The following is a 21,470-nucleotide window of genomic DNA, read 5'->3' on the forward strand; positions in this document are numbered from 1 at the left end:
TGGCTCGCGGAGTGTCGGCGGCCCTATACTCTCGGTTGGTCGACCGAACGGGCGAGGTGAGTGGAGCGAAGCGATGGCACAGGCCGTCCGCTGGACGCGTCCGGTGAGCGTGATCTGTCCGGCGAGCAGTTGCTGAACGTGCTGGCTGCCCTGGCGAACCCGCACCGGCTGCGGATCATCGCCGCCCTCAACGAGGGCCGCAACTACGTCAGCGAACTGGCCCGCGTCCTGGGCATGAGCCGTCCGCTGCTCCACATGCACCTGCAACGCCTGGAAGCAGTCGGCCTCGTCACGGGGTCACTGGAGCTCTCCGACGACGGCAAGGCGATGCGTTTCTACGACGTCGCGCCGTTCCTGCTGCGGCTGGATCCCGCGCGGGTCGCCGAGGCGGCCAAGACGCTCGACGATCCCAAGGACAGCACGGGAAAGGAACAGGCGTGACGGACACCGTCGGAACAGTGGCACAGCTGGCCGGACTGGTGGTGGTCGCCGGCATCTTCGCGATCCTGCTGCTCATCATCCACCAGACGTTCGTGTCGCGGCGCAACCGCGAGGACCAGACCCGCGACGAGCGGTACCGCACGGCGCTCGCCGAGGCGACCGCCGCCCAGCAACGCACCGAGGAACGCCTGGGCGACGTGAGCGCCCGGCTCGCCGAAGTGGAGAAGCTGCTGCGCGACGTCGGGTGAGCCCGGCGTTCCACTGATGGAGCTGACTGTTCGACTTCGAAGATCGTCTGTTCGGCCGTACCCGTTGCCTTGATCCTTTGATTGGGTCGGACGTCCCCTGTCGTCCGGCCCGGAAAAGGTCTTCATGCGCACAATCGCGCCGCTGCACCGCAAGCGAGTCGTCCGGGCCGCCTTCGGTGTCGCGGTGATCCTGCTCTCGACGCTGACCCTGGCGCAGGCGGACGCGACGATGAGTGCCAGCGCGGCGGCGACCGTGCAGCCCGGCACCTTCTCCGGCAAGGCCTTCGACGCCTGCACGGCGCCGTCCAGCGCGAACATGGCGGCGTGGCGCAAAGCCTCGCCGTACCGCGGGATCGGCATCTACATCGGCGGCAACAACCGCGGCTGCACCCAGAAGAACCTCACCGCCGGCTGGGTACGCGCCCAGGTCGCGGCCGGCTGGCACCTGATCCCGCTGTACGTCGGCCCGCAGGCGTCCTGCACGACGACCAAGAAGAAGAACCTGATCAGCAACACGAAAGCGGCCGCGCAGGGAGCCACCGCCGCGCAGGACGCCGTGGTGCAGGCCCGCGCGCTCGGCCTGGCCGCGCAGAGCGTGCTGATCTACGACATGGAGGCGTACCGGACGGACGACGCCGCCTGCCGCAAGGGTGTGCTGGCCTTCATGAGCGCCTGGACGGCCAAGCTGCACGACCTGGGCTACCTGTCCGGCTTCTACAGCAGCATGGGCTCCGGCGTGGCCGACCAGGTCGCCAACTACGCCGCCCCCGGCTACGTACGCTCCGACTACCTCGACTTCGCCCGCTGGGACAAGGCCGCCACCCTGACCGACGCGGGCCTGCCCGCCACCCACTGGTCCCCGCGCCGCCGGATGAAGCAGTACCAGGGGGACCACAAGGAGTCCTGGGGCGGCGTCACCATCAACATCGACAGCAACCTGGTCGACTTCGCCCCGCTGCCCGCCGCGAAACTGGCCGACCACAACGGCAACGGCTGGTCCGACGTGCTGGCCCGCACGTCCAGCACAGGGAATCTGTTCCTCTACCCGGGCAACGGCACGTACGCCGACGAGAAGACCCGCAAGAAACTCGGCAGCGGCTGGAAGGCGATGAACTCGATCGTCCGGATCGGCGACCTCAACCGCGACGGCTATCCCGACGTGGTGGCCCGGGTGGCCTCCAACGGCTACCTGTACTTCTATCCGGGCCGCAGCAGCGGCAGCCTCGGCACGCGCAAACTGCTGTCGAAGGACTTCAAGAGGATGCGCGAGATCACCGCGATCGGCGACCTGAACAAGGACGGCTACCCGGACCTGGTGGCGGCCCAGACCAGCAACCACAACCTGTACCTCTACCCGGGGGTGAAGGGCACGAAGCTGGCCGCTCGCAAACTGGTCGCCAAGGGCGGCTGGGACCAGCGCAACGAACTGACCGGCGTGGGCGACTTCAACCGCGACGGCCACCCGGATCTGATGGTCCGCCAGGGCAAGGCCGGCCAGCTGTTCCTGTACCCGGGCCGCAAGGGGACGCTGGCCGCGCGGAAGCAGCTCGGGACGGGGTGGAACAACAAGCGGGATCTGCTCGGGGTGGGCGACTTCGACCGGGACGGGTATATGGATCTGGTGGCGGTGCTCAAGACGCCGGGAAGCTTGATGCTTTACCGGGGTACGGGGAGTGGGCTGCGGCCGGGCCTACGGGTGGCGACCGGCTACAAGGGACGGTCACCGCTCTTCTGAGTGTGCCAGTGGTTCATAGGTGCTTGAGCCTCTCAGCGGCGGTGCGACGGATGCGTTTGGTGCGGCCCGCCCGGCTGAGCCAGGAGGCCACGTCGCGCTCCGGGGGGGGATTCGGCGAGACGTAGCTGGAGCCAGTCGGACCATTCCTGTTCGATTCCCTCCCGTAGCGAAGGGGCCAGCGGCCGGGTCTCCAGCACCTGCAGTTCGGCCGCCCGGCGGGCAGCGAACTGCCGCTGTATGTCGCCGGTCAGCCCGTCGACCCACCGCTGTCGGTCGGCCTGTGGCACCACCTCGAGCTTCCTCAGCACGACGCTCAGCGCGACGTTGGGGTCCGGCTCGAGGCCGACAGCCTCAAGCAGCAGGTCGGCGCAGTCGTCGGCGTCCACCGCCGGCGCATAGACCCGCCACCGATCGTGCTCGTCCCGCACGTCGGCCACCGTGACACCGACCCGCGCCGCAAGGGATACCAGCAGCTCTTCCACGTACCTACCGCCGGTCCATGAAATTTCGGATGGCGCTCGCGGCAGCCGGGTTTGGAAGCGCGATGATGCCGATCGAGTCCTGCCAGGTGGTGCCACCGATCAGCACGCCCTCATCGAGCGACAGCATCACGAAACCCGGCCGGCCCGGCGGGCCGCCGAGGACTCCGTTGTCGACGCCCGCACCCACCACGTTCCACTGCTGCTCCAGCCGTACCCGCGCCCAGTGCGGTCTTGCCGGATCCTCGTCATCCACGGGACCGACGGAGACGAGGAATGCGCGATCCTCGTCGAGCAAGCCGTACTCGACCGCGAGTTCCCACCAGGCTTCGTTCGCCTTGTCCACAAGATCGGGCTCGTCGAAGTCGAAAGTGCGGTCGACTCTGCCGTCCTCGGGAAGGCAGGCCGCCAGCATCCACGCCGCACTGGCCGACAACGTAGGCAGAGGCCAGCTGAAGTCGAGCATGGCGATGCCCGCAGTCCGAAGTGACGCCTCAACGGCGTGCTCATCGAACATCAGATTCCCCGCCGTTCAACCGGACGCCAGCCTTCATGATCATCAATGCCGCGAGCGCACCCTAGGATCCCTTCCGGGAGGTGTCAACAGACGCCTGTCTCCCCTGCTCGCGGATACCGCTCGTCCTACGGCCGGCACGGCCCTACGCTGGCCGCATGACGGAGCCTGCAAGCGGCCGGATGCCCGACCGCCCGACCCTCGACGGACTGGAAGACAAGTGGGCCTCCCACTGGGAGGCCGAGGGGACCTACCGGTTCGACCGGTCGGTAGCCGAGCGGGCCAACGTGTACGCGATCGACACCCCGCCGCCGACCGTTTCCGGTGAGTTGCACATGGGGCACGTCTTCTCCTACACGCACACCGACACTGTTGCGCGGTTCCAGCGGATGCGGGGCAAGGCCGTCTTCTATCCGATGGGCTGGGACGACAACGGGCTGCCGACCGAGCGCCGGGTGCAGAACGTCTACGGCGTCTACTGCGACCCTTCGCTGCCGTACGACCCGCAGTGGCAGCCGCCCGCCGCGCCGCCCAAGCAGCCGCTGCCCGTTTCCCGGCGTAACTTCGTTGAGCTGTGCGGCCGGTTGACCGTCGAGGACGAGAAGGTCTTCGAGGCGTTGTGGCGGCGGCTCGGGTTGTCCGTCGACTGGGCGCTGACGTACACGACCATCGGTGCGCGGGCGCAGGCCGTCTCGCAGCGGGCGTTCCTTGACAACCTGGCCCGTGGCGAGGCGTACACGTCGGAGGCGCCGACGTTGTGGGACGTCGGGTTCCGTACCGCTGTCGCGCAGGCCGAGATCGAGGACCGGGAGCGGCCCGGGGCGTACCACCGGTTGCGTTTTCACGGCCCGGACGGGCCGGTCGAGGTCGACACGACCCGCCCGGAGCTGCTGCCCGCCTGCGTCGCGCTGGTCTGCCCGCCGGAGCATCCGCTGGCCGGGACCACCGTGCGCACGCCGCTGTTCGACGTCGAGGTGCCGGTGCGGGCCCATCCGCTGGCCGAGGCCGGCAAGGGCACCGGCATCGCGATGGTCTGCACCTTCGGCGACCTGACCGACGTCATCTGGTGGCGGGACCTGCAGCTGGAGACCCGGGTGGTGCTCGGCCGCGACGGCCGTTTCCTGGCCGATCGGCCGCCGGGCGTCCCGGCCGCGGCGTACGCGCAGTTCGCCGGGCTCACCGTCAACGCCGCCCGGCGCGAGGTGGTCCGGCTGCTCACCGAGACGGGTGATCTGCTGGGCGAGCCGCGGCCGATCACCCATCCGGTCAAGTTCTACGAGCGGGGCGACTCGCCGCTGGAGATCGTCACCAGCCGGCAGTGGTTCATCCGCAACGGCGGGCGCGACGCTCAGCTGCGGGAGGAGCTGGTGGCCCGCGGCGACGAGCTGACCTGGATCCCGCCGCACATGCGGCACCGCTACGACCACTGGGTCAACGGCCTGACCGGGGACTGGCTGGTCAGCCGGCAGCGGTTCTTCGGCGTGCCTGTGCCCATCTGGTACCGGCTCGACAACGCTGGCGAGCCGGACCACGACAAGCTTCTCATACCGGATGTTTCTGCGCTGCCGGTCGACCCTTCCTCGGAGTGTCCGCCGGGCTTCACCGAGGAGCAGCGCGACGTCCCCGGTGGCTTCACCGCCGACCCGGACGTCATGGACACCTGGGCCACCTCGTCCCTGACCCCGCAGATCGTCGGCGGCTGGGGAAGCGACGAGGACCTCTTCCGACGCGTTTTCCCGATGGATCTGCGGCCGCAGGGTCAGGAAATCATCCGGACCTGGCTGTTCTATTCGATCGTCCGGTCGCATGCCGCGCACGGCACGCTGCCGTGGCGGACCGCCGTGCTCTCCGGCTGGATCCTCGACCCCGACCGCAAGAAGATGTCCAAGTCCAAGGGCAACGTCGTGACGCCGATGGACCTGCTGGTGCAGAACGGCGCCGACGCGGTGCGCTACTGGGCCGCCAACGGGCGTCCCGGCGCCGACCTGGCGTTCGACCCGGCGCAGATCAAGGTCGGCCGGCGGCTCGCCACCAAACTGCTCAACGCGTCCAAGTTCGCGCTCGGGCTGGGTGCGGCGGACGCGCTGCGGCGGCCGGTCACCGCGGACCTGGACCGGGCGGTGCTCGCCCGGCTGGCCGAGGTCGTGCAGGCGGCCACGGCGGCGTTCGACGCGTACGACCACACGACCGCGTTGCAGGTGAGCGAGGCGTTTTTCTGGACGTTCTGCGACGACTACATCGAGCTGGTCAAGGACCGGGCGTACGCCGAGGGGCCGGGTGGCGACTCGGCCCGGGCCACGCTGGCGGCCGGGCTCTCCGTGCTGCTGCGGCTGTTCGCGCCGTTCCTGCCGTACGCGACCGAGGAGATCTGGTCGTGGTGGCGCTACGGCTCGGTGCACACCTCGACGTGGCCGACGACGTACGAGCTGACCCGGGTCGCGCCCGACGGCGATGCCACCCTGCTCGACCTGGCCGGGGACGCCCTGCGTCAGGTCCGCCGGGCCAAGTCGGACCGCAAGCTGTCGATGAAGGCGGACGTGCCGCTCGCCGAGGCCCTGGGCCCGGCGGAGGTGCTGGACCGGCTCGCGCTGGTCGAGGACGACCTCAAGGCCGCGGGCCGGATCGCCAAGCTCGACCTGCTGCCCGGCCGGACGACGGAACTGGTGATCGCCAGCGCTTTCTGAAGCTGGCACCGGGGGCGCCACCGACACGGCAGCATAGGGGTCATGTCGATCCCGCCCGACGAGGTCGCGCCGCCGGCCGACGACGCCGTGCTCTTCCGGTCGTCGCCGTGGCGCACGTTCGCGCTGCTGGCCGGCACCCTGCTGGTCGCCTACGTCGTCGTGTCCCCGCTGGTCGCGCTCATCCTGGGCGCCCCGGACGACCCGTGGTGGTCCACGCTCGCGCAGGGCGCGGTGATCGCCGTCCTGGTCGCCGGGGCCTACTCGCTGTCGGCCCGTTCCGCGCTCAGCACCTGGGTGCGCGCGTCCTCGGGCGGCCTGGAGCTGGCCGCCCAGGGCAGCGACCCGGTGCTGCTGGCCTGGCCGGACATCGACCACGTGGTGGTACGCCGGGACGGCCTGCGCACGGTGCTGGACGTGACCCCGGTCGACCTGGACCGGGTGCACCCGGTGTCGGAGGAGGACGAGGGCTGGCCGGCGATCCGCGACGACGACGCCGATCCGCAGGGCCGGCCGGCCTTCACCGCCGACCTGACCCAGGTGTGGCCGGGCCCGCGGGCGCTGCGCCGGGAGCTGGCCCGCCGCATGCACTGAGCGCGGTCACCGCCTGCGGTGACCGCGCTCAGAACTCAGACGCCGCCGCGCTCAGAAGTCGCCGCCGCCGAAGTCCCCGCCGCCGCCGAAGTCGCCGCCACCCCAGTCGCCGCCACCGCCACCGAAGTCGCCGGCCTGGGTGGAGTCGCCACCGAAGTCGCCACCGCCGTCCCCGCCCGCGTCACCGCCGGCCGCGTCCTGGAAGCCGTCCTGGTAGCCGTCGCCGTAGCCCATGTCGCCGAAGCCCGGCGAGAGCAGCGCGTCGAAGATCAGCATGCCGCCGAGCACACCCGCGCCCGCACCCAGTGCCGTCTTCCAGACCGGCGTCGAATACCAGCCCGACGGGACCGGCCGGCCCTGCACCCGGCCGCCCGGGTAGTAGTACGGGGTGTCCGGACCCGGCTGCGGGCCCGCCTTGTACGGGTATCCCTGAACGTTGACCTCGCGCTCGCGGGTGAGCTGACCGGCGCCCTGCGCACTGGCCAGCGGCGGCAGGTCCGGACCGGGGTCGATGCCCATGGCCAGCCGGGCCGCGCGCACGTACGCCAGTCCCTCCAGGGCCGACTCGCGGGCCAGCTCGAACTGGCGCACGGACCTGGCCTGCTGCAACTGCCCACCGGCGGCGTTGTAGCGCTCGCTCGCGTCGGCCAGCGCCTGCTGGGCCGCCGGGTCGTCGCCGTGCAGGTTCATCACCTGGCCGCCGAGCCGCTCGTACCAGCGCTGGGCCTCGGCGCGGGCGTCCTCGAGCCGGCTCTGCTCGCGAGTCGCGCCGCTGCGCCGGGTGAGTGTGACGACGATCAGGACAACGGCAATGATGAGAACCAGAAGCAGCAACACCTTCATGTCTCGACGGTACCCTCGCCGATCTCGTCGCACCCCTCTGGCAAGCTCCGAGGGTGACCTTCTCGACGCTCGCCGTGGTGCTCATCTGTCTGGGGGTCGGCGCCGCACTCGGCTGGTCGGCCGCCCGGCTGCGCGCCGCCACCGACATCGCCCGGCTCGAGGCCACCCTGCAGGCCGGCCGGGACGGTGAGGGCCGGCTGGAGCAGTCCCTGCGGTCACTGTCCTACGAGGCGACGGCGCAGTCCCAGGAGGCGGTGGCCCGCGCGGTGGCGCCGCTGCACGAGACGCTGCGCCGCTACGAGCAGCGGGTGACCGAGCTGGAGCGCGACCGCGTGGACGCGTACGCCGAGCTCCGGGAGCAGGTCCGCTCGATGGGCGCAGTCTCCGGCGAGCTCCGCACCGAGACGAAACAGCTGGTCGCGGCGTTGCGCGCGCCGCAGGTCCGGGGCCGCTGGGGCGAGCATCAGCTGCGCCGCATCGTCGAGGCGGCCGGCATGCTCGACCACTGCGACTTCAGCGAGCAGGTCACCGGGGCCACCGACCACCAGGGCGTACGCCCCGACATGCTGGTGCGGCTGCACGGTGGACGTTCGGTGGTGGTCGACGCGAAGGCGCCCTTCGACTCGTACCTGTCCGCCATGGAGGCCCGCGACGAGCGCACCCGCGACTCCCACCTCGACCAGCACGCCCGGGTGCTGCGCGGGCACGTGGACGCGCTGTCGGCCAAGGCGTACTGGACGGCCTTCGACCAGACGCCGGATTTTGTGGTGCTCTTCGTGCCGGCCGACCCGTTCCTGGACGCGGCCCTGCAGCGCGACGCCTCCTTGATGGAGCACGCGTTCAGCCGCAACGTGGTGCTGGCGACCCCGGCGACCCTGATCGCGCTGCTGCGCACGGTGGCCTACTCGTGGCGGCAGGAGGCGCTGGCCCGCAACGCGCTCGAGGTGCACAGCCTGGCCCGCGAGCTCTACGGCCGGCTCTCCACCCTCGGCGATCACGTGGGCAAGCTGGGCAGCTCGCTCAGCGGCGCCGTGACCGCCTACAACCGGGCGGTCGGGTCGTTGGAGTCCCGGGTGCTGGTCAGCGCGCGCAAGCTGGCCGAGATGGGCGTCTCGGACGAGGAGCTGGCCGTGCCGGCGCAGGTCGAGCTGACCCCGCGCCAGCCGCAGGCACCCGAGCTATTCGACGACAGCCGTGGCCTTTTTTAGGGCGGCCGCCGCCTTCATGTCGCGGCGCAGCTCCTGCGGCAGCGAGAAGGTCAGCCGTTCCTCGGCGGTGGTGAATTCGGTGACCTCGCCGAAGCCCCGGTCGGCCAGGTGCGCGAGCACCTCCATGACCAGGTCGTCGGGCACGCTGGCGCCCGAGCTGACCCCGACGGTGGTCGCGCCGGCCAGCCACTCGTCCTGGATCTCGGCGGCGTAGTCGACCAGGTGACCGGCCCGCGCGCCGGCGCCGAGCGCCACCTCGACCAGGCGCACCGAGTTCGACGAGTTGGTCGAGCCGACCACGATCACCACGTCGCACTCCGGGGCGATCTCCTTGATCACGTGCTGGCGGTTCGACGTGGCGTAGCAGATGTCGTCGCTGGGTGGCGACTGCAGCAGCGGCAGCCGGGTCTTGAGCCGGGCGACGGTCTCCATCGTCTCGTCCACCGACAGCGTGGTCTGGGAGAGCCAGACGACCTTGGCCGGGTCCCGGACCACGACGTTCTCCACGTCGTCCGGCCCGTCGACGAGCTGGATGTGCGCCGGGGCCTCGCCCGCGGTGCCGACGACCTCTTCGTGCCCCTCGTGCCCGATGAGCAGGATGTCGTAGTCGTCGGCGGCGAACCGCTTGGCCTCGTGGTGCACCTTGGTGACCAGCGGGCAGGTCGCGTCGATCGCCTTGAGGTTGCGCTCGCGGGCCTGCTCGTGCACCTCTGGCGCGACGCCGTGGGCGGAGAAGACGACGGTCGACCCCTCGGGGACCTCCTCGTTCTCCTCCACGAAGATCGCACCGCGGCTCTCCAGCGTGGTGACGACGTGCTTGTTGTGCACGATCTGCTTGCGCACGTAGACCGGGGCGCCGTAGAGCTTGAGCGCCTCCTCGACGGTCTGCACGGCGCGGTCGACACCGGCGCAGTAACCCCGCGGCTTGGCGAGGAGCACGCGCTTGCGTCCTGGGCTGATCGGGTCGGCAGTCACCCGGCCATGGTACGTGCCCCCGGCCGTCATCAGCAGGCGTGCGACGGGCGCCACAGCCTGGCGACCGGCCCGGCCGGCGCCGCCACGGCCTGAGCCAGGGGTGATCACGCGCCCGCGCGGCATACTCGTGCGGTGGATGCGACAAGCAAGACGATGCGGGACCGGGCCGGTGCCGCCGTACGGGGCGTGCTCGGCGCGGTGAGCCTCGTCGGCGGCCTGACCTGGATCCTGCTCAACCTGGGCGCGCCGAGGCCGGTGACCGACATGATCGTCGGCGTGGTGCTGGCGATCGGCGGCCTGGTGCTGCTCATGCCGCACCGCGTACCCCTGCCCGGCCGGACCACCGCGGCGGCGACGATCGGGGCCGCGGTGGCGGGCACCCTGGGTGGCTGCCTCGCCGACAGCATCCAGCTCGGCGGCATGTACGTGTACCTGGCCAGCCGCGGGTGGCCGTCCGCCTGGATCGCGCGGGCGGGCTCGGGCGGCGACCCGGCGACCGCCCGGCAGGTGGCCGAGCAGTCGCGCTGGCAGCTCGACGCGGTCAACCTCGCCGCCGACCTGTACTTCTGGGCGTTCGTGGGACTGCTGCTGGTGACCGCCGCCGGGCTGGCCCGCCGGCCCGCGCGGACCCCGGAACCCGCCCTCGCCCCATGATCGACAGCCGTTTCCGCACGTAGCACGATCGCCGGGCGCGATACTCGGGCCATGAGCGCCGTGGGCAACGCCGGTGCGTCCACCGGCCGGCCGGTGGCGCACGATGAGGCGCCCGGAATGTGGAGCTCGTTCGGCGGTGGCCTGCGGCTGCTGGTCGGCTGGTTCAGCGTGGCCATCGCGATCCTCAACGTGCTGGTCGACATGGATCATGCGCCGGACCGGGCGTACCTGCTGTTCCACGCCATGCTGCTGGTCGGCGGGTCGCTGCTGATCTCGCTCGGCTGGAGCGCCGCCGGCACCGGACCGGCGGGCTGCTCGGCCGGCGCGGCGCTGCTGGCCGGCGGGATGCTGTTCAGCGCGCTGCCGGTCATCGACGCGGTGTGCTGCATGACGACCTTCTCGGTCCGCCACGGCTACCCGTTCACCTTCCTGGCCCGCAACGACGGCGGCGGCTGGCACGTCGACAGTCAGCACCTGCTGGCCGATCTGCTGTTCTGGGCGTACGCGGGCCTTGTCCTGCTGGTCCTGCTGGCGCTGGCGCGCCGCGCCACCCGGCACCGCGCCGGGGGGTGAACCGCCCGTAGGCTGGCCCGGTGAGTCAGCCCGAGCAGCCCGCGAAGTCGAGCGCCGAGGAGCCCTGGCCGGTCCGGGTGGTCAGCCAGAAGATCGGCGCCTGGGTCGCCAAGCTGGGCTGGGTGTGGGTCGACGGCCAGGTCGCGCAGATCAGCCGCCGGCCCGGCGCCAGCGTGGTGTTCCTGACCCTGCGGGACCCGTCCGCCGACCTGAGCCTGACCGTCACCGCCCACCGCGACGTGCTCGACGCCGGTGCGCCCGAGCTCGCCGAGGGTGCCCGGGTCACGCTGCACGCCAAGCCCGAGTTCTATCCGGCCCGCGGCTCGCTGAGCCTGCGCGCCGACGAGATCCGCCAGGTCGGCCTGGGTGAGCTGCTCGCCCGGCTGGAACGGCTGAAGAAGCTGCTCGGCGCCGAGGGCCTGTTCGCCCGGGAGCGCAAGCGCCGGCTGCCGTTCCTGCCGCAGCGGGTCGGCCTGATCACCGGGCGGGCCTCCGCGGCGGAACGCGACGTGCTGATGAACACCCGGCGGCGCTGGCCGTCCGTGGACTTCCGGGTGATCAACGTGCCGGTCCAGGGGCCGACCGCGGTGCCGCAGATCATCGACGCGCTCAAGGTGCTGGACAACGACGACACGGTCGACGTGATCGTGCTGGCCCGCGGCGGGGGCAGCGTCGAGGACCTGCTGCCCTTCTCCGACGAGGCGCTGTGCCGGGCGGTGTTCGGCTGCCGTACGCCGGTGGTCAGCGCGATCGGGCACGAGACGGACGCGCCGCTGATCGACTACGTGGCCGACGTGCGCGCGTCCACCCCGACCGACGCGGCCAAGCGGATCGTGCCGGACCTGGGCGAGGAGACGGCGCTGATCGAGCAGGCCCGCCGCCGCCTCGACCGCGCGGTGATCACGCTGGTCGACCGCGAGACGCACCGGCTGGAGTCCTGGCGGTCCCGGCCGGTGCTGGCCCGCCCCGAGGTCCTGGTGGACCAGCGGGCCGCCGACGTGACCGGCCTGCGGGACCGGGCCACGCGGAGCCTGGACCAGCGGCTGCGCCGCGCCGACGACGACCTGCGGCACACTTTGGCCCGGCTGCGGGCCCTGTCGCCGCGGGCGACGCTGGAACGCGGGTACGCGATCGTGCAACGGGCCGACGGCCATGTGGTCCGCTCGGCCGGCGAGGTGGAGACGGGAGACGTTCTCCGGGTACGGCTGGCCGACGGCGAGCTTCGAGCGGGAGTGCAGGAATGACGGACGAGAAACTCACTTACGAGCAGGCCCGTACCGAGCTGGCGACAGTGGTGGAACGGCTGGAGCAGGGCGGCAGCTCGCTCGAGGAGTCACTGGCGCTGTGGGAGCGCGGCGAGAAGCTGGCGGACGTCTGCCAGCGCTGGCTCGACGGCGCCCGCGAGCGGATCGAGGCCGCTCGCGCCGCCCGGTCCGACAGCTGACGGTCAGCGCAGCGACGAGGCGAAGCTCTCCAGGCTCTTCGACTCCGCCTGGCCCACCACGATGATCGTGCGGCCCTTCTCCAGCAGGAGCAACGCGTTCTCGCCCTTGCGGGCCTCGTAGCGCTGCCAGGTGCGGGCCCCGTCGCTGTAGGTGCTGACCCCCTTGGGGTTCGCGCCCAGCTCGACCGGGAGCAGCTTCTCCGTCGGGATGCTGCTCTCGACGAGCAGGAGCGGGTCGTCGTCCGGGTCGACGTAGCCCAGCCGCAGCGTGGCGCCGTCGGTGTCGCGCTTGAAGGTCGCGCTGACCGTGTGCCAATCGTCGCCCAGCCCCTGCGGCACGGCCACCGGGAAGACGGCGGCGCTGCGGGCCTGCTGGATCGTCGACTCCGCGTTCTCGACGCTGACCGGCTTGTCGCCGTCCAGCACGACGCGGTAGAAGAGCAGCAGCAGCACGATCGGCAGCAGCAGAATGCCCAGCGACAGCGCCATGTCGCGCGGGGAACGGCCACCGCGCTTGCCGACGGTCACGGGGTCGGCGGCTGCTTCGGGCACGGGTGCTGCGTCAGGGGTGGCCACCTCACCATTGTTAACCATGTCGCGGACACGGGACTTGGCGCATATCCGCGTGTGAGGATCTGTGCACCACACCCGCACCGTCGCGAGGAGGCCCCCATGCCCGTAGCGCAGAACCCGCAGGATCTCGACCGCAACATCGCCCTCGATCTGGTCCGCGTCACCGAGGCCGCCGCCATGGCCGCCGGCCGCTGGGTCGGCCGGGGCGACAAGGAGGGCGGCGACGGCGCCGCCGTCGACGCCATGCGCAAGCTGATCAACTCGATCCAGATGCGCGGCGTCGTCGTGATCGGCGAGGGCGAGAAGGACAACGCCCCGATGCTGTTCAACGGCGAGGAGGTCGGCGACGGCACCGGGCCGGAGGTGGACGTGGCGGTCGACCCGGTCGACGGCACGACGCTGATGAGCAAGGGGATGCCGGGCGCGGTCGCGGTGCTGGCCGTCGCCGAGCGGGGCGCGATGTTCGATCCGAGCGCCGTGTTCTACATGGAGAAGATCGCCGTCGGGCCGGACTGTGCCGATGTCATCGACATCAACGCGGGCGCGACCGAAAATCTGCGCCGCATCGCCAAGGCGAAGCGCTCCAGCGTCTCCGACGTGACCGTCTGCATCCTCGACCGGCCGCGGCACCAGAAGCTGGTCGAGGAGGTCCGCGCGGCCGGGGCGAACATCAAGTTCATCTCCGACGGCGACATCGCCGGCGCCATCTCGGCGGCGCGCACCGAGTCGGACGTCGACGTGCTGATGGGCATCGGCGGCACGCCCGAGGGCATCACCGCGGCCTGCGCGCTGAAGTGCCTCGGCGGCGAGATCCAGGCGAAACTGTGGCCGCTGGACGACTCCGAGCGGGAGAAGGCCCTGGCCGGCGGGCACGACCTGGACCGGGTGCTGACCACCGACGACCTGGTCACCGGCGACAACTGCTTCTTCGTGGCCACCGGCGTGACCAGCGGCGACCTGCTCAAGGGCGTCCGCTACCGGGCCGGCGGCGCGCACACCCAGTCGATCGTGATGCGGTCCAAGAGTGGCACGATCCGGGTCATCGACTCGTACCACCGGCTGGAGAAGCTCGCGCTGTACTCGGCGGTGGACTTCGACGGGCACCTGCCGACGGTGCGCGAGTGACCCAGACCTCGGCTGCCCCACCCGCGGTCTCGACCGCGCGGCGGGCCGGTGGGGCGGGTCTCGCGATGGTCGCGGGGACCGCCCTGGCCGTGCAGTCGAGGATCAACGGCGAGCTCGCGGTACGCCTGGCCGACCCGATCGGCGCCGCGACCATCTCGTTCGGCTCCGGCCTGCTGGTGCTGGCGGTGCTCGTGCCGCTGCTACCGGCGGGCCGGGCCGGGCTGGGTCACCTGCGCGTCGCCCTGCGCGAGGGACGGATCCGGCCCTGGCAGTGCGTGGGCGGGATGTGCGGCGGTTTCCTGGTCGCGACCCAGGGCCTGACCGTGCCGACGCTCGGCGTGGCCGTCTTCATCGTCGCCCTGGTCGCCGGCCAGTCGTCGAGCAGCCTGCTGGTGGACCGGGCCGGCGCCGGGCCGGCCGGGCCGCAGCCGGTGACCACCCCACGGCTGGCCGGGGCGGTGCTGACCGTCTGCGCGGTGCTGCTGGCGGTCGGCGACCGGATCGGGCATCCCAGCGCCCTGGCGCTGGCGGTGCTGCCGCTGGTGGCGGGCCTGGGCATCGCCTGGCAGCAGGCCGTGAACGGCCACGTCCGGGCCGTCTCCGGCAGCGCGCTGGTCGCGGGCCTGGTCAACTTCATCATGGGTACGGCGGTGCTGCTGATCGCGTTCGCGGTGTCGGTGGCCGTGCGCGGCTTCCCCAGCCGGGTGCCCGACGGTCCGTGGTGGCTCTACGCCGGCGGCACCCTCGGCATCGTCTTCATCGCACTGGGCGCCGCGGTGGTCCGCTACACGGGCGTGCTGCTGCTCGGCCTGGGCATGATCGCCGGCCAGGTCACCGGCGCGCTGCTGCTGGACGAGGTGGTCCCGGGTGACGCCGGACGCCCGGGATGGAACACAGTCCTCGGCGCGGCCCTGACTCTGGCCGCGGTGGCCGTGGCAGTCCTGCCGACCCGGCGCAGCCGAGCCTGACCCGGCTCAGATGTCGGTGAGGGTCGTGCTGCCCGGGTCGTAGAGGGCGGGCGCGGGCCGCGGCCGCTTCCGACGGAAGATGATCGCCGCGACCACGCCGCTGAGCAGGCCGAGCAGGTGGCCCTGCCAGGAGATCGGCTGGTCGGTCGGGAGCACGTTGTAGAGCTGGTACCAGTACAGCAGCCCGATGAATGCGGCCACGCCCAGATTCCACCAGCTGCGTTCCACGAAGCCGCGGGCCACCAGCAGTCCCAGGTAGCCGAAGACGACGCCGCTGGCGCCGACCACGACGCTTCTCGGATCGCCGATGATCCAGACCCCGAAGCCGCTGACCAGCACGATCACCAGCGTCGACCAGAGGAAGCGGCGGGTGCCGCCGGCCAGGGCGAAGGTGCCGACCAGGATCAGCGGGATGCTGTTGCCGTACAGGTGGTCCCAGCCGGCGTGCAGGAACGGACTGAAGATGATCCCGTCCAGGCCGTCGATGCGGCGCGGGATGATGCCGCCCGCCACGTCGAGCCGGCCCGCGCCGAGGCCGACGTCGATCGCCTCGATCAGGAACAGCACCGGGATGACCGCGCACATCGCCACGAAGGCACGGCCGATGGAGGCGAAGAACGCCTCCGTGCCGAATCGCGCCGCCTGATCCTCGCGCTCGCCGGGGTAGCTCATCCCCCGATGGTTGCCGATGGGCGCCAGCGACGCCAACTCGGTGTGGCGGATCGGACGCGCTCAGCTCAGCTTGCGGGTCGCCGCCTGGATGTCGTCGTGGAACTTCGACACCTGTGTGTAGACGCCCGGGTAGTTCCGCCGGGCACAGCCGAGACCGAAGCTGACGATGCCGACCTGCACCCAGCGGTGGTCGGCGCTCTGGTGGACCATCGGGCCGCCGGAGTCGCCCTGGCAGGTGTCGACCCCTTGGCCGGCGGCGCAGATCGCCTCGTCCTTGACGAGCTCGACCCCGACCTTGCGGTACGCCTTGGCGCACTGCTTGTCGCCGACCGGGGAGACGGTGGCGTAGCGCAGCTTGTGCTGCTGGCGCATCGAGGCCTCGCTGGTCTGGCCCCAGCCGAGGATGGTCATCGGGCCGGTCTCGGCGAGGCCGCCGCGGCCGAGTTCCAGCACCGGGAGGTCGAGCTTTCGGTCCAGCTTGACCAGCGCCCAGTCGTCACCGCGCGTCTCGTCGCGGAAGCCGTCGGCCCGGACGACGGCGACCGAGCGGGCGTTGATCGCGGCGCCGGACTTGAGGTCGGTGGTCCCGGCGATCACGCCGATGGTGTCGTCCTTGCCGGTGCCGGTCACGCAGTGGCCGGCGGTGAGCACCACACCGGGCGCGGTGAGCACGCCGCCGCAGCCCATCGACAGGCGCACCATCCAGGGGAAGCGTCCGGCCGGTGCCAGGTTGCCGCCGACGACCTCGCGGACCGGCTCGCTGTGGTCGGCGGCCCGGGCGGCTATCTGACTGCCGGACAGCACGAGGGCGAGCACCCCGACCACGAACCCCGATGCGACTTTCCGGACCATCTGGTCATTTGATCACGGCCCGTGACGGCAAAAGGGGTACGCGCCGAAGCGCGTACCCCTTTTGTCACGCTGGGATCAGTACCAGCCCGTGTTCTGCGAGTGCGACCACGCATTGCACGGGGTGTTGTAGCGGCCCTCGATGTAGCCGAGGCCCCACTTGATCTGGGTGGCCGGGTTGGTCTTCCAGTCCGACCCCTCCGAGCCCATCTTCGAGCCGGGCAGGGCCTGCGGGATGCCGAACGCGCCCGAGCTGGGGTTCGAGGCCTTGTGGTTCCAGCCGCTTTCTTTCTTCCACAGCTTGTCCAGGCACGGGAACTGATCGATCTTGAAGCCCGCGCTGAGCATCAGGGCGCAGCCGGTGGCCCGGTTGCCGCTGTACTCGTCGCAGGAGGACGGGATGTCGCCGGTGTAGGGCACCGTGCCGCCGGAGCTGGAGCTGGACGACGACTCGGCCTTCTTGGCCTCCGCCGCCTTCTTCTCCGCCGCCTTCTTCTCGATCAGCTTCTTCTCGGCCGTGCGGGCCTTCGCGGCTGCCGCCTTGGCTTCCGTGGCCGCCTTGGTGGCTGCCTCGTCCTCGGCCTGCCGCTGGTAGGCGCGAGCCGCCGCGTGCTGACCGTGCCGCTCCTTGAGGAGCTGCATCTCGGCCACATCGACCTGGGCGACAACGCCGGCCTGGGGGGCGCCCTGCGCCTGGACTTCCTGGTCCTTGCCGAGGTAGACCCCGCCGATCACGCCTGCCACGAGCAGACCCACCGAGGCCACACGGATTCCGACCCGGCTCCAGAGCCGATTCACGAAGTATCCCTTCGTCGGGGGCAATGACGCGGCCGGAATTCACCGGGACGAATCCCGGCGATGCTTCCCGCCGCGAGCTTCGCCGACCCCTCGGGCCGTGCGACCCGGCGACTTCCGCCGGTCACGGTGACCCGCCAAGTCGATCTCCGACCGGCCGGGGCACGCGAGTGATGCTCGCCAGCCACCATGGCGCACGGTGAAGTGGATGTGAAATGACGACGCGCACCTGTGAAATGAATCACAGGGCGTTTAGGCGTTATTCCGGGCAAAAGCCCGCCATTTCCAGCACTTTCGAGGTAGCCATTGCCTCACTTTATGTAGTTGTCCTCATTCGCAGCGTGAGGCGGGAACCCCACGGATTCCCGCCTCAGCCGATTGCGGAGCGTTACTGCGGAATGTCCTCGAGCAGATCGGTGACGACCTCTGCGATCGGCGAACGCTCGGACCTCGTGAGGGTGACATGGGCGAAGATGGGATGACCCTTCAGCGCCTCGATCACCGCCGTGACGCCGTCGTGCCGGCCCACCCGCAGGTTGTCGCGCTGGGCGACGTCGTGGGTGAGGACCACCCGCGAGCCCTGCCCGATCCGGGACAGCACCGTCAGCAGCACGTTGCGTTCCAGCGACTGGGCCTCGTCGACGATCACGAACGAGTCGTGCAGGCTGCGGCCACGGATGTGGGTCAGCGGCAGCACCTCGAGCAGACCCCGGGCCATGACCTCCTCGATCACGTTGCCGTGCACCACCGCCCCGAGGGTGTCGAAGACCGCCTGGGCCCAGGGCGACATCTTCTCGGACTCACTGCCGGGCAGATAGCCGAGCTCCTGGCCGCCCACGGCGTACAGGGGGCGGAAGACGACGACCTTCTTGTGGCGGTTGCGCTCCATCGTCGCCTCGAGGCCCGCGCACAGCGCCAGGGCCGACTTGCCGGTGCCGGCCCGGCCGCCCAGCGAGACGATCCCGATCGACTCGTCGAGCAGCAGGTCCAGGGCGATCCGCTGCTCCGCCGAGCGGCCGCGCAGCCCGAACGCCTCCCGGTCACCGCGGACCAGCCGTACGGTCTTGTCCGGGTTGACCCGGCCCAGCGCCGAACCACGCGCGGAGTGGATCACCAGGCCGGTGTGGCAGGGCAGGGCGTCCGCGTCCTCGAGTTCGAGCTCCTCACCCGCGTACAGCTGGGCGACCTGGTCCTCGCTCAGCTTGAGGTCGGCCATGCCCACCCAGGTCGGGTCGCTGGCCTGGCCGTGCCGGTACTCGTCGGCCGTCAGGCCGACCGACGCGGCCTTGACCCGCAGCGGCATGTCCTTGCTGACCAGCGTGACTTCGCGGCCCTCCGCGGCCAGCCCGAGCGCCACCGACAGGATCCGGGTGTCGTTCGAGTCGTTGCGGAAGCCCTGCGGCAGCACGCTCTGGTCGGCGTGGTTGAGCTCGACCCGCAGCGTGCCGCCCTCGTCGTTGCAGAGCACGGGCTGGTCCAGGCGGCCGAACTTGATCCGCAGCTCGTCGAGCATGCGCAGCGCCTGCCGGGCGAACCAACCGAGCTCCGGATGGTGCCGCTTGCCCTCCAGCTCGGAGATCACCACGAGCGGAATGATCACCTCGTGGTCGGTGAACCGGCGGAACGCCGCCGGGTCGGACAGCAGGACCGAGGTGTCCAGCACGAAGACCCGGCCGGCTGGGGCGGGCTCCGCGTCGGCGTGCCGATCGCGGGACGACCTGCGTCCCGTGCCGGTACGGCTGCTGGAGACGGTGGCGGCCGGGTCTTGCGAAGCCCCGGCGTCAGTACGGCGAGATGTCACAGGCCTGCTCCAGCGGGCGTGCAACCCGGTCCGCCCGCGGTCCGCCACGTCCGGCGCCCGTGCCTGGCACGGAGCCGGGATGCGGGGCCCCGTGGCGCTCTTGTCGCAGGTCCGGGCCGACCGGTTGGCCCGGGATGACCCCGTGCCATGACAAGAACGCTAGCGGTCAACTGCCACCGGCGGTAGTACCCGCTTGATCCGCCAATTCGGAGCGTCACGCCGACGTGCGATGGGCCGCACGGCAGGTAGGCTGGGACTTGTGCCTGAGTCCGAGCTGCACCCTGAGTCCGAACCGCACCGGGCGCGTCCCACGCACCCGCTGAGCGCCGCTGAGGCCTGGCAGTTCACTGCCTCACGGGCCTCGGAGACGACTCTCTTCTTCGACTTCGACGGGGTGCTGTCACCCGTCACGGACGATCCCGACGCCTCCCAGCCCGTGCCGTCGGTGCTGGGCGTGCTGGAGGAGCTGGCCGGCGCGGTGGGCCGGGTGGCCATCGTCTCGGCCCGTCCGGTCAGCTTCCTGCGCTCGCGTTTCGAGTCGCTGGCCCACGTCGACCTCTACGGGCTCTACGGCCTGGAGGTGTGGCACGACGGCGCGGTCGTCACCGAGCCGGCCGCGCTGCCCTGGGTCCCCGCGATGGCCGAGCTGGCCGAGCGGGCCAAGGCCGAGCTGCCCGACCCGATCCTGGTCGAATACAAGCGCCTGTCGGTGGCCCTGCACTACCGCACCGCGCCGCAGCTGGCCCAGACGGTCGAGCGCTGGGGTCACGAGCAGGCCGAGCGCCTGGGCCTGCGGATCCAGGGCGGCCGGATGGTCGTCGAGCTGAAGCCGCCGGTCGACCAGGACAAGGGCATGGTGATCGGCGAAGGCGTGCTGGACGCCCGCTGCGCCTGGTATTTCGGCGATGACATGTCCGACATCAAGGCGTTCGACGCGCTGCGCGCCCGCGAGGCGGTCGACCCGGACTTCTTCGGCATGTGCGTGGCGGTGGCCAACCCGGAGACCGGCGCTGAGGTGTCCAGCGCGGCCGACCTGACCCTGGAGTCACCCGAGGCCGTCGCCGGCTTCCTCGCCGACGCCCTGCACGCCTTCCGCCGCTGAGCCGGCCGCGCGCTGAGGCGTCGCGCTGGCTGGGGCCGCCGCTGACCAGCCGTAGGCGGTGCGGGCCAGAGCCAGCACCTCGCCCAGCTGGGCCGGCGGGTCGTCGCGCCACCAGGCCAGCCGCACCGAGATGCGGGGTGCGTGGCGCAGCACCCGGTAGGCGACGCCGGGCCGCGGATACTGGTGCGCCGTCGCCTCGGCGGTGACCCCCACCGCCTGCCCGGCCGCGATCAATGTCAGCCATTCGTCAACCGCGGGCGTCTCCCGGACCGAGCCCGGCCGGGAGTCCGCCGGCCACAGGTCCAGCGTCGTCGTGCCCGTACGGGTGTCCATCGCGACGGTGGAACGCGACAGGTCCTCGATCCGCAGGGACCGGCGGCGGGCCAGGGAGCTGTCCGTGGCCACCGCGGCGTAACGGGACTCGCGGCCGATCTCGGCGGTGGCGAAGCGGGGGTCGTCGAGCGGGCGGCGGATGACGGCGAGGTCGGCCGTACCGTCGCTCAGGCCCGCGGTCGGGTCGTTGACCTGCACGAACACCAGCGGTACGCGGGGATGCGCCGCCGCCCAGGCCTTCTGCAACCGCCGGGTGTGCCGGCCCAGCGCCGCCCAGGCGTAGCCGACCCGGACCTCGGTGTGCGCGTCCGTGACGATGCGCTGGAGGTGGGCGATCTCGTCGAGGATGCGCCGGGCCTGGGCGACGATCCGGGTGCCGGTCGGGGTGAGGGCTACGTGCCGGGTGGTCCGCTGGAGCACCCGGGCGCCGAGGGCCTGTTCCAGGGCGGCGACCGAACGGGAGACAGCCGCCTGGGAGACCCCGAGGGCCGTGGCCGCGTCGGTGAACGTACCGGCGTCGACCACCGCGACCAGGGCCCGGAGCTGACGCACCCGCACATCCATACGGCCAGCGTATAGATCCGGCGGGCCGGTCATTTCCGTTCCCGCGCGCCGCCGCGAAGCCTGGACCGCATGAGATCTTCGCGGTTCGGTGGCCTGGGCACCATGCTCGCCGGCGCGGTCAGCAACCAGGCCGGCGCCGCGGTGGGGGCCCACGCGTTCGCCACCGCCGGGCCGGCCGGGGTCGTCGCGGTACGCCAGCTCGTGGCCGCCGCGGCCCTGCTGGCGGTGGCCCGGCCTGACCTGCGCCGCTTCACCTGGCCGCAGTGGTGGCCGACGCTGCTGCTGGCCGGCACGTTCGC

The 21,470-nt window shown here is 71.4% G+C and carries 23 protein-coding genes; 13 read left to right on the forward strand and 10 right to left on the reverse strand.

Going from position 1 to position 21,470, the window contains the following annotated elements; genetic code table 11:
• The first annotated feature begins 60 nt into the window (after positions 1-60).
• From ACQP2Y_RS42715 to ACQP2Y_RS42725, 3 genes are all read left to right on the forward strand, one after another.
• A complete protein-coding gene (locus ACQP2Y_RS42715) occupies positions 61-441 on the forward strand; it encodes an ArsR/SmtB family transcription factor (RefSeq protein ID WP_360816173.1) in 381 nt (126 codons plus the stop codon).
• Positions 438-689, forward strand: a complete 252-nt coding sequence (locus tag ACQP2Y_RS42720) for a hypothetical protein (protein WP_360816170.1) — start codon at positions 438-440, stop codon at positions 687-689. The genes ACQP2Y_RS42715 and ACQP2Y_RS42720 overlap by 4 nt, the downstream gene beginning before the upstream one ends.
• Positions 690-813: 124 nt before the next feature.
• Positions 814-2,424, forward strand: coding sequence for a glycoside hydrolase domain-containing protein (locus ACQP2Y_RS42725; RefSeq protein ID WP_433722102.1), 1,611 nt, complete (start codon positions 814-816; stop codon positions 2,422-2,424).
• Positions 2,425-2,456: 32 nt separating this feature from the next.
• Here ACQP2Y_RS42725 and ACQP2Y_RS42730 read toward each other — a convergent pair whose 3' ends face one another.
• Together ACQP2Y_RS42730 and ACQP2Y_RS42735 are read right to left on the reverse strand one after the other, a co-directional pair.
• Positions 2,457-2,906, reverse strand: a complete 450-nt coding sequence (locus tag ACQP2Y_RS42730; RefSeq protein ID WP_433722104.1) for a hypothetical protein — start codon at positions 2,904-2,906, stop codon at positions 2,457-2,459.
• Positions 2,907-2,910: 4 nt separating this feature from the next.
• A complete protein-coding gene (locus tag ACQP2Y_RS42735) occupies positions 2,911-3,420 on the reverse strand; it encodes a hypothetical protein (protein WP_433722106.1) in 510 nt (169 codons plus the stop codon).
• A 155-nt stretch (positions 3,421-3,575) separates the two neighbouring features.
• On the opposite strand from ACQP2Y_RS42735, the gene valS reads away from it, so the two are divergent.
• Entirely contained in the window at positions 3,576-6,101 is a 2,526-nt protein-coding gene (gene valS / locus ACQP2Y_RS42740) for a valine--tRNA ligase (protein WP_433722108.1), read from the forward strand.
• Positions 6,102-6,143: 42 nt separating this feature from the next.
• Positions 6,144-6,692, forward strand: a complete 549-nt coding sequence (locus tag ACQP2Y_RS42745; protein ID WP_360545290.1) for a hypothetical protein — start codon at positions 6,144-6,146, stop codon at positions 6,690-6,692.
• 51 nt (positions 6,693-6,743) lie between these two features.
• Here ACQP2Y_RS42745 and ACQP2Y_RS42750 read toward each other — a convergent pair whose 3' ends face one another.
• A complete protein-coding gene (locus ACQP2Y_RS42750; RefSeq protein WP_433722110.1) occupies positions 6,744-7,535 on the reverse strand; it encodes a hypothetical protein in 792 nt (263 codons plus the stop codon).
• A 53-nt stretch (positions 7,536-7,588) separates the two neighbouring features.
• Here ACQP2Y_RS42750 and ACQP2Y_RS42755 point away from each other — a divergent pair, with 53 nt between their 5' ends.
• Positions 7,589-8,743, forward strand: a complete 1,155-nt coding sequence (locus tag ACQP2Y_RS42755; protein WP_433722112.1) for a DNA recombination protein RmuC — start codon at positions 7,589-7,591, stop codon at positions 8,741-8,743.
• Here the strand turns inward: ACQP2Y_RS42755 and ACQP2Y_RS42760 are convergent.
• Positions 8,714-9,748: a 4-hydroxy-3-methylbut-2-enyl diphosphate reductase gene (locus ACQP2Y_RS42760; RefSeq protein ID WP_433732313.1), complete on the reverse strand. Its 1,035-nt coding sequence runs from the start codon at positions 9,746-9,748 to the stop codon at positions 8,714-8,716. The two genes, ACQP2Y_RS42755 and ACQP2Y_RS42760, sit on opposite strands and share 30 nt — an antisense overlap.
• A gap of 102 nt (positions 9,749-9,850) precedes the next feature.
• Between ACQP2Y_RS42760 and ACQP2Y_RS42765 the strand changes: the two genes are divergently transcribed.
• Genes ACQP2Y_RS42765 through ACQP2Y_RS42780 form a run of 4 tightly spaced genes read left to right on the forward strand, consistent with a single transcriptional unit; the run spans position 9,851 to position 12,389 of the window.
• Positions 9,851-10,372: a hypothetical protein gene (locus ACQP2Y_RS42765; RefSeq protein ID WP_433722114.1), complete on the forward strand. Its 522-nt coding sequence runs from the start codon at positions 9,851-9,853 to the stop codon at positions 10,370-10,372.
• Between the two features lie 51 nt (positions 10,373-10,423).
• Positions 10,424-10,945 (forward strand): hypothetical protein, encoded by a 522-nt coding sequence (locus ACQP2Y_RS42770; protein ID WP_433722116.1) that lies wholly within the window; start codon positions 10,424-10,426, stop codon positions 10,943-10,945.
• A 20-nt stretch (positions 10,946-10,965) separates the two neighbouring features.
• Positions 10,966-12,189: an exodeoxyribonuclease VII large subunit gene (gene xseA / locus ACQP2Y_RS42775; RefSeq protein WP_433722118.1), complete on the forward strand. Its 1,224-nt coding sequence runs from the start codon at positions 10,966-10,968 to the stop codon at positions 12,187-12,189.
• On the forward strand, positions 12,186-12,389 hold the full coding sequence (locus ACQP2Y_RS42780; RefSeq protein ID WP_433722120.1) for an exodeoxyribonuclease VII small subunit: 204 nt from the start codon (positions 12,186-12,188) through the stop codon (positions 12,387-12,389). Before xseA ends, ACQP2Y_RS42780 begins: the two co-directional genes overlap by 4 nt.
• A 3-nt stretch (positions 12,390-12,392) precedes the next feature.
• Here the strand turns inward: ACQP2Y_RS42780 and ACQP2Y_RS42785 are convergent, their stop codons facing one another.
• Entirely contained in the window at positions 12,393-12,965 is a 573-nt protein-coding gene (locus tag ACQP2Y_RS42785) for a DUF4245 domain-containing protein (protein WP_433722122.1), read from the reverse strand.
• A 96-nt stretch (positions 12,966-13,061) separates the two neighbouring features.
• Here ACQP2Y_RS42785 and glpX point away from each other — a divergent pair, with 96 nt between their 5' ends.
• Both glpX and ACQP2Y_RS42795 read left to right on the forward strand, forming a co-directional pair.
• Positions 13,062-14,087, forward strand: coding sequence for a class II fructose-bisphosphatase (gene glpX / locus ACQP2Y_RS42790; RefSeq protein WP_360817348.1), 1,026 nt, complete (start codon positions 13,062-13,064; stop codon positions 14,085-14,087).
• A gap of 65 nt (positions 14,088-14,152) precedes the next feature.
• Positions 14,153-15,055, forward strand: a complete 903-nt coding sequence (locus ACQP2Y_RS42795) for a DMT family transporter (protein ID WP_433732315.1) — start codon at positions 14,153-14,155, stop codon at positions 15,053-15,055.
• Between the two features lie 6 nt (positions 15,056-15,061).
• Here ACQP2Y_RS42795 and ACQP2Y_RS42800 read toward each other — a convergent pair whose 3' ends face one another.
• From ACQP2Y_RS42800 to ACQP2Y_RS42815, 4 genes are all read right to left on the reverse strand, one after another.
• Positions 15,062-15,727 (reverse strand): rhomboid family intramembrane serine protease, encoded by a 666-nt coding sequence (locus tag ACQP2Y_RS42800; protein ID WP_360817345.1) that lies wholly within the window; start codon positions 15,725-15,727, stop codon positions 15,062-15,064.
• A gap of 60 nt (positions 15,728-15,787) precedes the next feature.
• Entirely contained in the window at positions 15,788-16,579 is a 792-nt protein-coding gene (locus ACQP2Y_RS42805) for a S1 family serine peptidase (protein WP_433722125.1), read from the reverse strand.
• A 75-nt stretch (positions 16,580-16,654) separates the two neighbouring features.
• Entirely contained in the window at positions 16,655-17,374 is a 720-nt protein-coding gene (locus tag ACQP2Y_RS42810; protein WP_433722127.1) for a lytic transglycosylase domain-containing protein, read from the reverse strand.
• Positions 17,375-17,759: 385 nt separating this feature from the next.
• Complete coding sequence (locus ACQP2Y_RS42815; RefSeq protein WP_433722129.1) at positions 17,760-19,172, reverse strand: PhoH family protein; 1,413 nt, start codon at positions 19,170-19,172, stop codon at positions 17,760-17,762.
• A 259-nt stretch (positions 19,173-19,431) separates the two neighbouring features.
• On the opposite strand from ACQP2Y_RS42815, the gene otsB reads away from it, so the two are divergent.
• On the forward strand, positions 19,432-20,274 hold the full coding sequence (otsB, locus tag ACQP2Y_RS42820; protein WP_433722131.1) for a trehalose-phosphatase: 843 nt from the start codon (positions 19,432-19,434) through the stop codon (positions 20,272-20,274).
• On the opposite strand, the gene ACQP2Y_RS42825 is transcribed toward otsB, so the two are convergent.
• Positions 20,218-21,171, reverse strand: a complete 954-nt coding sequence (locus tag ACQP2Y_RS42825; RefSeq protein ID WP_433722133.1) for a LysR family transcriptional regulator — start codon at positions 21,169-21,171, stop codon at positions 20,218-20,220. The genes otsB and ACQP2Y_RS42825 overlap by 57 nt on opposite strands.
• Positions 21,172-21,470 lie beyond the last annotated feature (299 nt).

Source organism: Actinoplanes sp. CA-051413 (assembly GCF_050955795.1).
Classification (GTDB): Bacteria; Actinomycetota; Actinomycetes; order Mycobacteriales; family Micromonosporaceae; genus Actinoplanes.

Bases quoted from the DNA above. Each gene is read 5' to 3' on its own strand.
- ACQP2Y_RS42725 (WP_433722102.1), top strand. From the start codon at position 814: ATGCGCACAATCGCGCCGCTGCACCGCAAGCGAGTCGTCCGGGCCGCC.
- ACQP2Y_RS42735 (WP_433722106.1), bottom strand. From the start codon at position 3,420: ATGTTCGATGAGCACGCCGTTGAGGCGTCACTTCGGACTGCGGGCATC.
- valS (WP_433722108.1), top strand. From the start codon at position 3,576: ATGACGGAGCCTGCAAGCGGCCGGATGCCCGACCGCCCGACCCTCGAC.
- ACQP2Y_RS42745 (WP_360545290.1), top strand. From the start codon at position 6,144: ATGTCGATCCCGCCCGACGAGGTCGCGCCGCCGGCCGACGACGCCGTG.
- ACQP2Y_RS42750 (WP_433722110.1), bottom strand. From the start codon at position 7,535: ATGAAGGTGTTGCTGCTTCTGGTTCTCATCATTGCCGTTGTCCTGATC.
- ACQP2Y_RS42760 (WP_433732313.1), bottom strand. From the start codon at position 9,748: ATGACGGCCGGGGGCACGTACCATGGCCGGGTGACTGCCGACCCGATC.
- ACQP2Y_RS42770 (WP_433722116.1), top strand. From the start codon at position 10,424: ATGAGCGCCGTGGGCAACGCCGGTGCGTCCACCGGCCGGCCGGTGGCG.
- ACQP2Y_RS42780 (WP_433722120.1), top strand. From the start codon at position 12,186: ATGACGGACGAGAAACTCACTTACGAGCAGGCCCGTACCGAGCTGGCG.
- glpX (WP_360817348.1), top strand. From the start codon at position 13,062: ATGCCCGTAGCGCAGAACCCGCAGGATCTCGACCGCAACATCGCCCTC.
- ACQP2Y_RS42795 (WP_433732315.1), top strand. From the start codon at position 14,153: ATGGTCGCGGGGACCGCCCTGGCCGTGCAGTCGAGGATCAACGGCGAG.
- ACQP2Y_RS42800 (WP_360817345.1), bottom strand. From the start codon at position 15,727: ATGAGCTACCCCGGCGAGCGCGAGGATCAGGCGGCGCGATTCGGCACG.
- ACQP2Y_RS42805 (WP_433722125.1), bottom strand. From the start codon at position 16,579: ATGGTCCGGAAAGTCGCATCGGGGTTCGTGGTCGGGGTGCTCGCCCTC.
- ACQP2Y_RS42825 (WP_433722133.1), bottom strand. From the start codon at position 21,171: ATGGATGTGCGGGTGCGTCAGCTCCGGGCCCTGGTCGCGGTGGTCGAC.